The sequence below is a fragment of the Stutzerimonas stutzeri genome, assembly GCF_002890895.1.
GTDB classification, from domain to species: Bacteria; Pseudomonadota; Gammaproteobacteria; order Pseudomonadales; family Pseudomonadaceae; genus Stutzerimonas; species Stutzerimonas stutzeri_AB.
On the sequence record NZ_POUL01000001.1, the window covers coordinates 600,443 to 615,531 of the forward strand.

Sequence of the window (15,089 nt, forward strand, 5' to 3'; positions counted from 1 at the left end):
CGGCACTGATTGCCGCCGTAGGTCGCCGTGCGCTTCATCAGTCTCAATCTCTCTGAAGAGCAGTACCGCAGCCGTCAGCGTCGCGCCACCGCCACCGCCAGCATCTGCCTGGCCTTGCGCTGGTCGTCTTCGTCCAACTCAGCCAGCAGCTCTGGTTTTCCGCCGATCAACAGTGCCAGCGGTGCGCCGTCGCGATAAAGGATTCGATTGCCTGAAGTTGCAGGCACGCGCTCGCCAGGTAGCAGCGTGCCGACTTGATTCAACGGGTCAACCGCCGAGACGGCGATCATCTCGCCGGCCGGTGGGCGCTTGCGCACTTCACGCAACAGACCGACCGCCTCGGGCAATGCGAACTGCTCACCCGGCACGCCCGCCACGAAACGCCCGCCGCGGATGTCTCCACGAGCTTCGAGCCGATGGTAGACCCGCAGAAGATCCCTCCAGGGCGGCAACCAATCCGCCTCGCGGTCCAGCAAGCGCCAGAACACCACGCCGTAGCGACGCAGCAACGTCATCGCAATGTGTTCCAACGCTTCGGGGTCCAATACTGGACGGCGCGCAGGGGCTTCGGCCGGTACCGGCGCGCCTTTGCGCACCAACGCCCAGCGACCGGCATCGGCCATGCCACCGATGAATGCGCCACCGCGGCTCTGTCGGGTGCTGCGTGAGCGCTTCGTGGCGGGCGCCAGCAATGCCCGCAAGCCGGCAAAACTGTCCGCATTGACCAGCCCTACCGCGACCAGCTCACCGAGCGCATCTTCCAGCTCGCTGCGTAACAGGCGTGCGTCCTGCTGCAGCTCGTCGAAGAACAACGCGCCCTGCCCTTGCAGCGTCTCGAACACCCGCTGCGCGCGTGATGTCAGCTCGGGCTGCGGCGCATCACTGGCCAGTGCATACCAGGCCGCCAGTTGCCGGCGCGGAAGCAGCACGATAGGCGTGCCGCGCACCGGCCCGCTGCTGGCTTTGATTCGCCCGGCCAGGCGCGTCCAGACGATGCGTCCGGAGCGGCACAGCTCGTCCAGCCAAGTGCCGCCGTAATCCTTCAGGCGCGCCGGCAGCAGGTCGCTCTCCCAGGCGCCTGCCGCGGCCTGGAAGCCTTCAAGTTGCTCGACTACCGTGCCGAGCGCATCGCGGCCCTGCATTCGTGTCGCCTCGGACAGGTGCTGCCAGTCGAACAGGAAGCGCATGAAATCAGCGCGCTCAACCGGTTCGATTTCGCGGCGCAGGCGCTTGACCGTGTAGCGGTGGATGCGCGCCAGCAGATGCCGCTCGCACCATTCATCGTCTGTTGCGCCAGGCGTGAAGCGGCCGCGCAGCACATAACCCTCAGACTCCAAACGCGTGAGCGCCAGGGCGACCGCCGATGCCGGCAGGGCAAGCGGCCGGGCAATCAGCGGAACCGGTAAGGGGCCGAAGCCCGTCAGGCGCGCGCGGATCAGCTCGACCAAGGCGTCGTCTTCGCTCGACGACTGATCGAAGCCCGGCAGCGGCTTGAGTACCGGCTCGCAACCCGCTTCGGGATAGATGGACTGCAACAGTGCAAGACGCTCGACGGGCAACCAGAGCGCGCGATCCTGCGCGACCTGCATCCGCGTCGCGCGCCCTCCAAGAGCCAGCTCGTTCAGCCAGGCAAGCCATTGGGGCTCGGCCTGCACTTCGGCTTCCGCGATGCAGCCCAGGCCTGTGAGCGCTTCATGCAACTCGTCCGGATTGCGCGCCTGGGGCCAGGCTTCCTCCCCCACCGCCTCGATCGCTGCGGCATCCAGCGCACCGAGATCGTCGCTGGACTCGGGGTCGGTCCAACGGCGATTCAGCACGGCCTGGGTCCGACGCTCTTCCAGTGGGGCGTCGTCGAGAAAGGCGTAAGGCCGCGCGCCCAACACTTCCATGGCCAGCGGCGACGGGGCCGGCAGATCACGCGACAGTAGCTCGATATCCCCCGCCTCGATCCGCCGCAACAGCGCCAGCCAGCCATTGCTGTCCATGGCTTCGTGCAGGCAGTCGTTGAGGGTCTGGGCGACCAGAGGATGATCCGGCACCTCCCGCTCGCCGACAACGTTCTCCAGGCAGGCGACTTGGTCCGGAAAGACAGTTGCGAGTAGATCTTCGCTTTTCATTCGCTGCAGCTGAGGCGCGACTTTACGCCCACCGGCCATGCGCGGCAGCGCCAGAGCGGTGGTCGCGTTCCAGCGCCAGCGCACCCCGAAAAGCGGCGCATCGAGCAGCGCCTGGACCAGCACCGCCTCGGCGCTGTTGGGGTGCAGATAGCGCCAAACCTCATCGAGCGGAAAGCTATGACTGGTCGACAGGGAAAAGATGATTGCATCCTCGGTCGCCGCGGCCTGCAACTCGAAGTTGAAGGTGCGGCAGAAGCGCTTGCGAAGCGCCAGTCCCCAGGCACGGTTGATCCGACTGCCGAACGGCGAATGGATAACCAGCTGGGTGCCGCCGGACTCGTCGAAGAAGCGCTCCATGATCAACCGCTGCTGCGTCGGCAGCGCTCCCAGCGACGAGCGCGCGCGGGCCAGGTACTCAATGATCTGGCGAGCCGCGGCTTCTGCCAGGCCGAGCGTGTCGGTGAGCCAGTCAATGGCAGACTGCAGTCTTGATCGCACCTCGTGGGTCGCTTCTGTAGGCGTCAGCTCGCTGGCGATCCCAGCAGACTCAAAAGCATCACCAGCAAGCTGGCTCCTACGGGCTTCGGCTTCGTCCAGGCGCTCATCGATTTCATCGGCTCCGATTTCGGGCCGTGACGGAGCACCGGAGGCTTCGCCGTCGCCCACTTTTATAGGAGCGAGCGTGCTCGCGAAAGGCGATACCTCTGCAGCGTCGGATTCGCGAGCAAGCTCGCTCCTACGGGCTTCGGCTTCGGCCAAGCGCTCATCGATTTCCCCGCGCAGTCGCGCCACTGCCGCGGACAGCTCATCGCTGCGCCCCGGCGCCTCGCCTATCCAGAACGGGATGTTCGGCGGTTGGCCCTGCGCATCCTCGACCCGCACGCGGCCAGACTCGATCTTGATAATGCGGTAGGACGTATTGCCCAGCTGGAAGACATCGCCGGCCAGACTCTCGACAGCGAAGTCCTCGTTGACCGTGCCGATGTTGAAGCCCTGTGGCTCGAGCAGCACCGAGTAGTCGGCGTTGTCGGCGATGGTGCCGCCAGACGTCAGCGCGGTCAGACGACCGCCACGTCGTCCGCGCAGGCTGCGGCTGACCAGATCGCGGTGCAGATAGGCGCCGCGTGCGCCGTGGCGGGTAGTGTAGCCCTCGGCGAGCATCGCCAGCAAGGCCTGATAATCCGCCTCGCTCAATCCGGCGTAAGGCATGGCGCGGCGGATCAACGCCAGCAAGGCATCCTCCTGCCACTCCAGGCACGACACTTCGGCCACGATTTGTTGCGCCAACACATCCAGCGGGGCTTCTGGTATCACCAACGTATCGAGCTCGCCGCGGCGCACGCTGTCGAGCAAGGCGGCGCATTCGATCAGGTCATCGCGTGAGCTGGGAAACAGACGCCCCTTGGAGACGCCACCCACCTGGTGACCAGCGCGTCCGACACGCTGCAGAAACGCTGAGATGGACCGCGGCGAGCCCAGCTGGCAGACCAGCTCGACGTCCCCGATGTCGATCCCAAGCTCAAGCGACGCAGTAGCCACCAGTACCCGCAGCTCGCCGCGCTTGAGTCGCTGCTCGGCATCAAGCCGCTGCTCGCGCGCCAAACTGCCGTGATGGGCCGCGACAACCGTATTGCCTAGCCGCTCGCTCAAGTGTCGCGCCGCGCGTTCCGCCATGCGTCGCGTATTGACGAAGATCAGCGTGGTTCGATGTTCACCGGCCAGTACGGCCAGCCTGTCGTACACCAGCTCCCAGACAGCGTTACTCATCACTGCTTCCAGCGGGACCGGCGGTACCTCCAGCGCCAGGTCACGCGACCGGCCATGCCCCACATCGACGATTTCGCAATAACGGCCGACACCGACCAGAAAATCGGCCACTGCCTCGATGGGTTTTTGCGTTGCCGAGAGCCCGACGCGCACCAACGGGTGCCCGCACAATGCCTCCAGCCGCTCCAGCGTCAAAGCCAGATGGCTGCCACGCTTGTTGCCGGCGATGGCGTGAATCTCATCGACGATCACACTGCGCACACCGGCTAGCATTTGCCGGCCGGACTCGGAGCCGAGCAGCACATAGAGCGATTCCGGCGTCGTGACCAGAATATGCGGCACGCGCTTGCGCATCGCGGCGCGCTCGGCCTGTGGCGTGTCGCCCGTGCGCACCGCGGTGCGTATCGTCAGCGGTGGCAGGCCGAGCGCTTGCAGCTGCGCCGAGATGCCCGCCAGCGGCTGTTCCAGATTGACATGAATGTCGTTGGATAGCGCTTTGAGCGGCGAGACGTAGAGCACCGAGGTCTGGTCCGGCAGGCCACCTTCGGCGACGCTCTCCTGCACAAGCTGATCGATGGCGGCGAGAAAGGCGGTCAGCGTCTTGCCCGAACCGGTAGGCGCCGCCACCAGGGTCGAGTGGCCGGCACGAATCAAGGGCCAGGCGCGGGTCTGTGCCGGAGTCGGTGCAGGGAAACTGCTGACGAACCAGCCAGCCACTGCTGGGTGGAAGGTCGCCAGCGCGTCGGGAACGGTGGAGTGTGTCATCACCTGAATATGCTGTCCCCGCAGCGCATCTACAAGGCCGTCTCGCCGCAGCCCGTCGCATGCCCGTCAGGTAGAAGGAAACGGCGCCGCCGCTTGGAGGTCCACTTGAGACAGCCCGTCGATGGAGAACCCTATGAGCAACCAACCCCTGAACCTTGATGAAGCGATGCAACTCGTCTCCGAAGCCTTCCTTCCATGTGGCTGCGTGACCAGCGCGAACCCGGACGAAGACAGCTTCGGCTTTACCGTGATGTCCGGAAGCGGTGCCGAAATATTGCGCGTGCCCAGCGTGTCGCGCGAGGAATACACCAGCCCGCAGCGCCTTGGCGGGGTCATCGAACAGGCCAGGCTGGACGTAGAAGACAAGGACCAACGCCTCGAGCCCTGGACCATGCCAGCCATAACCGACGACACCGGCATCCCCGAGACGCCACCGAACTATTGATCCGTTAGATTCCGAGAGGAAAGCATGAGCGATCCGGTTCTGCTGATCACAGGCGCGTCCTCCGGGATTGGCGCCGCCACCGCGCGTATCGCAGCCGAGGCTGGCTATCGCATCGCCCTGGCCGCCCGCTCCGAGGACAAGCTGACGGAGCTGGTGGACGAACTCGGCGGTCCCGACCGGGCGTTGGCCATTCGCTGTGATGTGAAGGAATACGCCGAGCAAAAGGCCATGGTGCAGCGGGTGCTCGACCACTTCGGTCAGCTCGATGCGGTCTACGCCAACGCCGGAATGCCGGGCAGCGAAGGCGGCTTCAGCGGCGCGGACCCTGAAGTCTGGCGCGAGATGCTGCTGACCAATGTGTATGGGGTAGGCCTGACACTGCGCTGCAGTTTAGAAGCGCTGAAAGCCAGCAGGGGCCATGTCTTGCTGACCGGCTCGGCCGCCGGCCGCTTCGTCATTCCCGGCTCGATGTACAGCGCCAGCAAGTGGGCGGTGACCGGCATGGGACTGAGCGTGCGCGAAGAACTGCGCGGCACCGGCGTGCGCGTCACGCTGATCGAGCCGGGCATGGTCGATACGCCACTCTTCGACCAGCCGCCACCCTATGCCCTGCAACCCGAAGACATAGCCCGTGCGGTGGTTTATGCGCTGTCGCAACCCAGCCATGTGGATGTGAATGAGATCCTGATTCGGCCCGTCCCGCCGCTCGCAGACGATTAACCGGCGCTTAATAGTGGCTGGAGGCACCGTCCCGAAAGCAGATGACTGCAACTTGAACGACAGGCCGGAGACCAGGTTATTTAGCGTTGGGCTGCTTTGACGAATAACTGAGACAGGCGACCGGCACCTCTTGCGAGAAACTTTTGCGCCTCGCTTCAGGTCGTTTATAGAAGCGGTTATTGGCCGCTCCATGCATCGATCGGGGGGATGCCCATGGGTAACCTGGCACAACAGCCGAAGCAGCAACCGGCCCTGGCCGAGATGGATCATCTGCTGCGGCGCTTCCAGCAGGTTCGCGCTACCAGCGAAGCGATTTGCGCACCGTTGCAGGTCGAGGATTACGTCATCCAGAGCATGCCTGATGTCAGCCCGCCGAAATGGCATCTGGCGCACATCAGCTGGTTCTTCGAAGCCTTTCTGCTCAAGCCCTATCAGTCAGGCTATAAACCGCTGAACGCCGCTTACGATCACCTGTTCAACTCCTACTATGAAACCCACAGCACGCCTTTTCCAAGGGTCCAGCGCGGGCTGATCTCCCGCCCCGGTGTAGACGACGTCTACCGTTTTCGTCACCACGTTGACCGCGCCATGGCCGAGCTGTTGGTCAATCCCCCACAAGAGCACGCCGCCGAAATCGTGCGCCGCGTCGAGCTGGGGCTGCAGCATGAGCAGCAGCATCAGGAACTGCTGCTCATGGACATCAAGCACATCCTTGCGCAGAACCCGCTGCACCCCGTCTACCGGGACGACCTGAAAGCGCCCCCTGCGCTGCAGAGCGAACGTCTTCGCTGGCACGATTACGCTGGCGGCGTGCACCACATCGGCCATGCTGGCAACGGCTTCGCCTTCGATTGCGAGACGCCGCGGCATCGGCAGTTCGTCGAGGACTTCCAGCTGGCCGACCGCCTGGTCAGCAATCGCGAATACCTGTCGTTCATCGCCGACGGCGGCTACGCGCGCAGCGAGCTCTGGCTGTCTGACGGCTGGGCACACATTCGCCAGCACGGCTGGAATGCGCCGCTGTACTGGCACCGCGATGACGGCGCCTGGTATGAAATGACACTTGGCGGGATGCGCCCGCTGGATCTGGAGGCACCGGTCTGCCACGTCAGCTTCTATGAGGCCGATGCCTATGCGCGCTGGGCCGGCGCCCGCCTGCCGACCGAGGCCGAATGGGAGGTGGCTGCCACCGACCAGCCCCGGCGCGGCAATTTTCTGGAAAGCGACTATCTGCAACCTGTTGCTGCCAGCGTGCCGCATGAAGGGCCGGCGCAATTGTTCGGTGACGTCTGGGAATGGACCGCCAGTGCCTATCGCCCCTACCCGGGCTTCCATCCACTGGAAGGCAGCCTGGGTGAATACAACGGCAAGTTCATGTCTGGCCAGATGGTGTTGCGCGGCGGCTGCTGCGCAACACCCGAGGCGCACATCCGCGCGACCTATCGCAACTTCTTTCAACCAGCGATGCGCTGGCAATTCGCCGGGCTGCGCCTGGCCAGGGAGCTATGACCCATGGCACTAGCCGTCCATTTTCATGACCAGACCCAGCCGACCCACGACACGTCATTGCGTGACGAGGCATTGGCGGGATTCGCTGCCTCGCCCAAGCGGATCTCGCCGAAGTTCTTCTACGACCGGCGCGGCTCGGAGCTGTTCGAGCAGATCTGTCTGCAGCCCGAGTACTACGTGACCCGCACCGAGGAAAAGATCCTCGCCGACGCGGCGAATGACATTCTTGAGATCGCCGGCCCGCAGACCGATCTCATCGAACTGGGCAGCGGCGCTAGCCGCAAGGTACGCCTGCTGCTGGAAGGCCTGCGCCCGGTCAGCTACCTGGGCATCGATATTTCCGAAGACTTTTTGCTCACCAGCACCCAGCGCCTGGCCGCGGACTATCCCTGGCTCGAAGTGCACGCCGCCTGCGCTGATTTCTCCGATGAACTGAAGCTTCCAGACGACTTCACCCTGCATCATCCGCTGGTGTTCTTCCCGGGCTCCAGCATCGGTAACTTCACGCCCCTGGAAGCGCGCAAGCTGCTCGGCCATCTGCACGAGATTCTTCCGCCCGGCGGTGGCGTGCTGATCGGCGTCGATCTGGTCAAGGAGCGCAGCGTACTGGAGGCTGCCTACAACGATCGCGCGCATGTCACAGCCGCGTTCAATCTCAATCTTCTGCAGCGCATTCGTCACGAGCTGGACAGCGACATCGATCCATCGCGCTTCGCCCACCAGGCCTTCTTCAACGAGCAGGACTCGCGGATCGAGATGCACCTGATCAGCCGCGAGGCGCAGGACGTGACCATCGAGGGGCAGCGGTTTCATTTCGATGCCGGCGAAAGCCTTCATACCGAGAACTCCTACAAGTACACCCTGCAATCATTTGCCGATCTGGCCAATAGTGCTGGTTTCGACTGCAGTGGCCAGTGGACCGATGCCCAGGCGTTGTTCAGCGTGCATTACCTGCAACGCCGTCCGTGAGGCCATTCATCTACCGCCTGAGCGCTCTCGCTCTAACCTTTGGACTCGGCACCGCAACGGCAGCAGAACAACCGCTGCGGATCAAGGATCTGCAGCGCTGCGGTGATCTGTTTTCCACCGAACAGCTGACCTATTGCCTGCGAAGCGAAGGGCTCGACTCAAGCAGCCTTGAAGTGAGGCTGAGCGGCGAGGCAGTCGATATCCGCCAGGAAGATGGCGGCCGACTGCGCCTGACCCTGAGCCCGGACGGTCATCAGAGCGGTCCCCTCTGGCTGGAACAGGACGGGCGCCGCAGCAACCCGGTCTGGCTTACGCTCAATGGCAGCCATGTGCTGGCCGCCGGCCCCGATGCCGTCGCCAAGAACATGGACGGCCTGACCACCTATGTGAACCTGGTCAGCCTGATCATCGAAGAGGATCACGACGGGCTCGAGGAGTCGCAGCGTCTGGCGGCGAAATACGGCGCCGAAGTCGTCGGCGCCATCACCCCGCTCAACACCTATCAACTGCGTCTGCCGGCCAGAAATCTGACCGAACGTGACGCGCTGGTGCTGCGCCTGGGCAGCGAGACGAGTGTGGATGCCGTGGTCGTGGAGGAATCTGGCGCCGAGGAGCCGGTGGAGGAGGATCAGCAAAGCAAGCCGCGCAACAGCGAATGGGTGGCCAACCGCTTTCTCGATGCAGTGGACTTCTACCTGCATCGCCTGCCCGCGAAAAAACCGCCGATCAGCACTCACCCGGTGCGCATCGGCATTGTTGAACGCGACGTCGACTTCGACTCGCCCGAATTCGCCGCCTACCTTGGCCCTTGCGACCCTGCCAAGCCACGAACCTGCGTCTATGCCCGTGATGCGGCTTCCCCAGCCGATCATGGCACCAGCGTTACCGGCATCCTCGCGGCACGCAGCGTCGACCCTGGCGACAGCGGCTTTCTCAGCGCATTGGAGCCGGCGAGTTCAGGGTTCGAGGTCATCGTCGAGCGCAACTCGGACGCAGGCATCACCGCCAACGTCGCGGCCTCGGTCAATCTGGTCGAAGACGGCGTGAGGGTATTGAACTGGAGCTGGGGTATTCACCGCGTCGGCACACTTGATGTGGACGGTGAGGAGATCGATTCCCTGGTGCGCTCTGGTGTCGCGATGAGCGGTTACGAAGAGCTGCTCGAAGAGTTCTTTCTCTGGTTGCGCCGCGAGCATCCAGATGTGGTGGTGGTGAACTCGGCGGGCAATGGCTCGGCCCATTCCGGTCAGGACGATTACCGCCTGCCGTCCTCGTTCATCACAGAACAACTCCTGGTAGTGGGTGCTCACCAGCGTGATTTCACCAAGGACGTGCCGGTCGAGCATCCTTCCTACGTCACCAAGCGCCCGTCCTCCAACATCGATATGCGCGTCGACATCACCGCGTCGGCCTGCACCCGCGCCGCGACGCTGGAACCTGGCAAGCGCGGCGAAGTGCACTGCGGCACCTCGTACGCCACGCCGATGGTCACCGGGGTAGTCGGTGCGATGCTATCCATTAACCCGGCCCTGGAGCCTGAACAGCTGCGCGAACTGCTGCGCCGAAGCGCGCTGACCATCGGCCGCAACAGCGATTTCGAAGCCGTCGAAGGCGACGACCTGACAGCCCCGATCCTGCCATCGGAGCGCAGCTACCGGCTCGACAACCAGGACATTGGCCGTTCGGCCCGTCTGGATATGCGCAAAGCACTGGAACTGACCGTCGACAGTTTGCAGCACGTTCACTGAGAACCAATTCCCCTCGGCTGGAACGCCGTGCTGACACTCAGCAGCAGCGCACCTCCATGACCAGAAGCTCATGAGCATCAGTTTTGAAACACTCTGAAACAAGACGAGCGCTATAAGCGAGGCGTGTAAGCGAAGCGGCGGATAAGGCTCCGCTGGGCGCTCGAAATTGTTCTACGCAACTATAAGCACAATGAATTCAAACAGTTAATCGATAGAATCAGTTTGATATTTAATTGCCACACAATAGTGGCCATATAGGTAAAACTATTAATTACCTCGCCAAGAGTTGCTTTTAATGGCGCCAATTTAACTTCAGTAATTAATCCCGCATCTATATAAAGACTATGCACGCGACGCCACGATACTTCCGGCGCGAAAACGCGTTGCATGGTGGCGTCAGTGGTCGGTGCTTCGTTCGATGCATGGGTCCTTGGATGCCTCCGCACTTTTTAAAGGGTTAAGCCCCTTTGTCGTATTAAGTTCCGGAGATTTCAATGCTCTTCAAAACGACGGTCTGCACACGTAACGTGCTACTCAGTGCCGCCCTGCTCGCTGCAGCTATAGGCTTAAGCCCAATCCAGCCTGCCCAAGCAGCCACTGCCACTGTGACTACCCAACAAGTTGTCGCCACGGCCCAGGTCAATGACTTCACCGGCCCAGAGTGGCTCAAAGGCAGCTGGCGCAAGTCGGCCGGCCTGTCCATACCGGCCACGGCGGCCAACAAAGCAACGTTCAGAAAAGGCGCTCAGGTCAGAACGGCCGACGGTCAGGTTCGCACCATCAAGGTGATTTATTACTCCGGCGCCCACATGAGCCTGATGCTTTCTGGAGCCACCCTCAACGCGTCGAAAAATGGTCACCCGAAAACCGTTGCGGCGTTGGGTACGGCTGCGGTGGCCGATGGAAAACCTTCGGCTAGCAGCCGCGACCAGCTCAGCAGCACCTCGACCCACGGCACTGCCATCAACAACTACACCAACAGCGACTGGTTAAACGGGGTATGGCGCAAGTCGGCCGGCTTCTCCATACCCGCCAACAGCGCGAACCGTTCGGCATTCAAGGTCGGCTCCTCGGTAAAACTGGCTGACGGGCAGGTGCGCAAGATCAACGCCGTGTATGTGTCCGGCAAGAACATGAGCGTGATGCTTGCGGGCGCGGCGCTGAACGGCAAACTCGGGCATCCGAACAAGCTGTTCTCCACCGCCAGCAGCAGTGCCCCGGCTTCTCCAACTGCTCCAAGCAAGCCCGCTGCTCCGGCGCCAGAGCCGGTCGTTAGCCAGCCTGCGACCGGCTCCTCCATGACCACTGCGCTCAACGCCTTTAACGGCGGCGATTTCGTCAACGGCATTTACAACACCAGCAAGTTCGTCGGCGTCTCGGTCAAGGCGACGGCCGAGAACAAGGCGGCCTTCCACAAGGGCGCGAAAATCCGCTTCTTCGATGGCCAGGTGCGCACCATCAACCTTATCTACCATTCCGGCGGCAACATGACCGTCATGGTCGATGGCGGGCCCATCAACGGCAAGGCGGTGGGCTATCCCCGCACCCTCTCGGTCAGTAGCACTGGCTTCAGCAATACAAGCCCCAGCGTCGGCAGCACGCCAGCGGCAGGGAACGCAGCGCCGGCAAACCCGATCAACCTGGTCGGGATCAACTTAGCCGGGGCAGAGTTCGGGGCAGATGTCGGGCTTCCAGGGGTGTACTTGAAGCAGTACATCTACCCGGGCGAAGCCGACTTCAAGCGTTACGCCGAGCGCAACCTGAAACTGGTCCGCCTGCCTTTTCGCTGGGAGCGAATTCAGCCAAGACTCAACGGTGAGCTGAACAGCGTCGAACTCCGCCGCATGCTGACAACGCTCGACCATGCGAAGAAATACAACATGCAGGTCATCCTCGACATGCATAACTACTACCGCTATCACGGCAAGATGATCGGGTCCAACGAGGTGCCGGTGAGCGCATTTGCCGATGCCTGGCGACGCATTGCGCAAAAGGTTGCCAGCCATCCGGCCGTTTATGGCTATGGGTTGATGAACGAGCCACACACCACCAACGGCAAGTGGCCTACCGCCGCGCTGGCAGCGGCGAAAAGCATCCGCAGCATCGATGCCGAAAAGTGGGTGGTCATCGCCGGTGATCGCTGGTCCAGCGCATTCCACTGGCCGTCTTACAACACCCAGTTGGTCAAGGACGCGTGGATGCGCGACCCGAACAACAACCTGATGTTCGAGGCGCATCTCTACTTCGACAAGGATTACTCGGGCTACTACACCAACCGCTACGAGAAATACGACCCCATGATTGGTGTGGTGCGTGCGAAACCCTTTGTGGAGTGGCTGAACAGGTATCGCCTGCGTGGCTTCATCGGTGAGCACGGGGCGCCGGACTTCTCTCCCTCGGCCGTGGTTGCCATGGACAACATGCTCAAGTATTTGGGCCAGCATTGCATTCCCAGCACCTACTGGGCCGCCGGCCCCTGGTGGGGTGACTATGCGCTGTCATTGGACGTGAAAAGCGGCAAACCTCGTCCCCAGCTACCCATATTGCAGAAGCACGCAGCGAACAAATCCTGCGGGGCCGTTGGCCCGCTGCGATAATGCACGAATGCACGACCGGCGCCCCGCCTCTGCGGGGCGGCTTTCGTTTATGTACTAGCCAGCCGTCGCGATGCCGTCGAATACTTCCGGGACCAGCGCCGCTTCACCTTTTTCATCGAGACGGCGACGGTTCTCGGTTCGACCCGCGCCACCCTCGAGCATCTCCATCAGGCGTACACCGCGATCAGTGAGCACGAAATTCTCGCCATTGCCACCCTCCTCCTCCGGACGCGCCACCATGTATCCGCCCTCGAACAGCAGGCTCTCGTAGTTCTGCGCTTCGGCCTTCAAGGAATCCATGTTGGGCATCGGCTGACCGGCCTCTTCCGCCGCCAGCGCATGCTCGTCAGCGTACTGACGTGGCGTGAAGCTCTCGTTTCCGGATTTCTGCGCTTCGCGCAGCAGGCGTAGCATCAAGTCCCAGTCGTAGGTCATGTCCGTTCTCCTGTTGCGCCGCTTCGGGGAGGCGGCCATCGATATTCGGACCCCATCCGCCGCGGCATGGTTCGATCCAGCGCAACCGCAAAAGGCTGAACTAAAGCGCGCCAGGTGCGATCCACCAGTTAGGTCGTTAATTAAGGAGCGCACCATGAAACGTCTCATCGTCCCGTTCACCCTCGCCCTGCTGGCCAGCCAGCCAGTGTTCGCCGACCAATGCACCACCGACCAGATCAATGCCAAAGCCAAAGAGCTGGCCGACCGCGTCAACGCCCTGACCGAGAGCGATCCGAAGCGTGCCGCGAAGATCAACGAAGAGTTGCGCGATATGGAGATCAAGCAGACTGCCGAGCAGCTCGGCAGCGAGTGTGAAGCCTACGAAAAACGCATCAAGCACGTGGAGCAGGCGGAGAAGCAGGCCCCTATAGCACCAGCAGAAGAGCGATAGGGGTGGAACGAGCCAGGGCCGTGATGCCGCCCCGGCTGTTGCAGATCACTCTGCGGCGGGCTTTTTACGCCGTAGAGGGGCGAGCCCGTCCTGACTGACGACCGATGAAGCCGGCGCTTCGCGCTTGGCATTTTTCGGACGCTTGGCTACCGGCTTGGCTGCGACCTTCTTGTCAGCAGTCTTTTTCTTGTCGTCCTTTTTCTTCTTGGTGCCGGCGGCCTTACCCGACGCCTTGAGGTTTTTCGGGCCGCCATAGCTGCCTTTCAGCCCCTTGATCACCCGACGCTCGAAGCGCTGCTTCAGATAGCGCTCAATGCTCGACATCAGGTTCCAGTCGTTATGGCAGATCAACGAGATCGCCAGACCTTCAGCCCCGGCGCGACCGGTGCGGCCGATACGGTGCACATACTCGTCGCCCGAACGGGGCATATCGAAGTTGATCACCAGATCCAGGCCTTCGATGTCCAATCCGCGCGCGGCCACATCGGTTGCCACCAGCACCTTGACCCCGCCTTCCTTGACCCGGTCGATGGCCAGCTTGCGGTCTTTCTGATCCTTGTCACCGTGCAGAACGAAGGCCTTCACGCCCTCGGCTACCAACCGGCCATACAGACGGTCGGCCTGCACTCGGGTGTTGGTGAAAATCACGGCTTTCTTGTAGGTCTCGTTGGCCAGCAGCCAGTGCACCAGTTTTTCTTTGTGCTCGGTGTTTTCGGCCGTGATGATCTGCTGGCGCGTACCTTCATTGAGCTCGCTAACGCGGTTGAGCTGCAGGTGCAGCGGGTCCCGCAGCACGGCGGCACTCATCTCGCGTAGCGCCGCCCCGCCGCTGGTGGCCGAGAACAGCAGTGTCTGTTGGCGCTTGTCACATTCACCGACCAGCCGCTGGACGTCTTCGGCAAAGCCCATGTCGAGCATGCGGTCGGCTTCGTCAAGGATGAGCAGTTCGACATCCTTGAGGATCAGGGTGCCGGCATTGAGGTGTTCGATCATCCGCCCCGGCGTACCGATGAGGATGTCCGGCACCTTGCGCAGGATGGCGGCCTGGACCTTGAAGTCCTCGCCGCCAGTGATCATCGCCGACTTGATGAAGGTGAACTGCGAGAAGCGCTCGACTTCCTTGAGCGTTTGCTGAGCCAGCTCACGGGTCGGCAGCAGGATCAACGCACGCACATCGGTCCGCACCACGGCATCGCCGATCAACCGATTGAGCATCGGCAGGACGAAGGCGGCGGTCTTGCCGCTGCCGGTCTGGGCCGTCACCCGCAGATCACGCCCTTCCAGCGCAGGGGGAATGGCTGCCACCTGCACCGGGGTCGGCTCGACGAATTTGAGTTCGGCGACCGCCTTGAGCAGGCGTTCGTGGAGGGCGAATTGGTCAAACAAGGGTGACACCTCAAGCAAGTCGAAAAAAACGTGGCATAGAGTAACCCGTTCGACGCGCGCAGAGGCGTCTTTGTACAGCGCGGCGACAGGCTAGCCGGCCGCTACGGTCAGATGGTCAGAAAGAGAAAAGCCACCGGGCGTTCACCGCTGGCTCGGTGACGGGTGCGCGTCATGCGGACG

10 protein-coding genes are annotated in these 15,089 nt (G+C 62.6%); 7 read left to right on the top strand and 3 right to left on the bottom strand.

The window, feature by feature from the left end; genetic code table 11:
* Nucleotides 1–74: 74 nt before the first annotated feature.
* The gene (locus tag CXK96_RS02805; protein ID WP_102834964.1) at nucleotides 75–4,649 is read right to left on the bottom strand and encodes a DEAD/DEAH box helicase; all 4,575 of its coding nucleotides are present in this window, start codon (nucleotides 4,647–4,649) and stop codon (nucleotides 75–77) included.
* A gap of 133 nt (nucleotides 4,650–4,782) precedes the next feature.
* Between CXK96_RS02805 and CXK96_RS02810 the strand changes: the two genes are divergently transcribed.
* The 6 genes from CXK96_RS02810 (at nucleotide 4,783) to CXK96_RS02835 (ending at nucleotide 12,637) form a co-directional block, all read left to right on the top strand.
* Entirely contained in the window at nucleotides 4,783–5,094 is a 312-nt protein-coding gene (locus CXK96_RS02810) for a hypothetical protein (RefSeq protein WP_102834965.1), read from the top strand.
* Nucleotides 5,095–5,118: 24 nt separating this feature from the next.
* Nucleotides 5,119–5,814: an SDR family oxidoreductase gene (locus CXK96_RS02815; protein ID WP_102834966.1), complete on the top strand. Its 696-nt coding sequence runs from the start codon at nucleotides 5,119–5,121 to the stop codon at nucleotides 5,812–5,814.
* Between the two features lie 213 nt (nucleotides 5,815–6,027).
* Nucleotides 6,028–7,323 (top strand): ergothioneine biosynthesis protein EgtB, encoded by a 1,296-nt coding sequence (gene egtB / locus CXK96_RS02820; protein ID WP_102835041.1) that lies wholly within the window; start codon nucleotides 6,028–6,030, stop codon nucleotides 7,321–7,323.
* 3 nt (nucleotides 7,324–7,326) lie between these two features.
* On the top strand, nucleotides 7,327–8,292 hold the full coding sequence (gene egtD / locus CXK96_RS02825; RefSeq protein WP_102834967.1) for an L-histidine N(alpha)-methyltransferase: 966 nt from the start codon (nucleotides 7,327–7,329) through the stop codon (nucleotides 8,290–8,292).
* The gene (locus CXK96_RS02830; protein ID WP_423835176.1) at nucleotides 8,289–10,040 is read left to right on the top strand and encodes a S8/S53 family peptidase; all 1,752 of its coding nucleotides are present in this window, start codon (nucleotides 8,289–8,291) and stop codon (nucleotides 10,038–10,040) included. Before egtD ends, CXK96_RS02830 begins: the two co-directional genes overlap by 4 nt.
* Before the next feature lie 494 nt (nucleotides 10,041–10,534).
* Entirely contained in the window at nucleotides 10,535–12,637 is a 2,103-nt protein-coding gene (locus tag CXK96_RS02835; RefSeq protein ID WP_102834968.1) for a glycoside hydrolase family 5 protein, read from the top strand.
* Nucleotides 12,638–12,691: 54 nt separating this feature from the next.
* Here CXK96_RS02835 and CXK96_RS02840 read toward each other — a convergent pair whose 3' ends face one another.
* The gene (locus CXK96_RS02840; protein ID WP_102834969.1) at nucleotides 12,692–13,072 is read right to left on the bottom strand and encodes a transcriptional regulator; all 381 of its coding nucleotides are present in this window, start codon (nucleotides 13,070–13,072) and stop codon (nucleotides 12,692–12,694) included.
* Nucleotides 13,073–13,226: 154 nt separating this feature from the next.
* Between CXK96_RS02840 and CXK96_RS02845 the strand changes: the two genes are divergently transcribed.
* Nucleotides 13,227–13,523, top strand: a complete 297-nt coding sequence (locus CXK96_RS02845) for a hypothetical protein (protein ID WP_102834970.1) — start codon at nucleotides 13,227–13,229, stop codon at nucleotides 13,521–13,523.
* Nucleotides 13,524–13,568: 45 nt separating this feature from the next.
* Here CXK96_RS02845 and CXK96_RS02850 read toward each other — a convergent pair whose 3' ends face one another.
* Nucleotides 13,569–14,909, bottom strand: a complete 1,341-nt coding sequence (locus CXK96_RS02850) for a DEAD/DEAH box helicase (RefSeq protein ID WP_102834971.1) — start codon at nucleotides 14,907–14,909, stop codon at nucleotides 13,569–13,571.
* Between the last annotated feature and the right edge of the window lie 180 nt (nucleotides 14,910–15,089).

Bases quoted from the DNA above. Each gene is read 5' to 3' on its own strand.
- CXK96_RS02805 (WP_102834964.1), bottom strand. From the start codon at position 4,649: ATGACACACTCCACCGTTCCCGACGCGCTGGCGACCTTCCACCCAGCA.
- CXK96_RS02810 (WP_102834965.1), top strand. From the start codon at position 4,783: ATGAGCAACCAACCCCTGAACCTTGATGAAGCGATGCAACTCGTCTCC.
- CXK96_RS02815 (WP_102834966.1), top strand. From the start codon at position 5,119: ATGAGCGATCCGGTTCTGCTGATCACAGGCGCGTCCTCCGGGATTGGC.
- egtB (WP_102835041.1), top strand. From the start codon at position 6,028: ATGGGTAACCTGGCACAACAGCCGAAGCAGCAACCGGCCCTGGCCGAG.
- egtD (WP_102834967.1), top strand. From the start codon at position 7,327: ATGGCACTAGCCGTCCATTTTCATGACCAGACCCAGCCGACCCACGAC.
- CXK96_RS02835 (WP_102834968.1), top strand. From the start codon at position 10,535: ATGCTCTTCAAAACGACGGTCTGCACACGTAACGTGCTACTCAGTGCC.
- CXK96_RS02840 (WP_102834969.1), bottom strand. From the start codon at position 13,072: ATGACCTACGACTGGGACTTGATGCTACGCCTGCTGCGCGAAGCGCAG.
- CXK96_RS02845 (WP_102834970.1), top strand. From the start codon at position 13,227: ATGAAACGTCTCATCGTCCCGTTCACCCTCGCCCTGCTGGCCAGCCAG.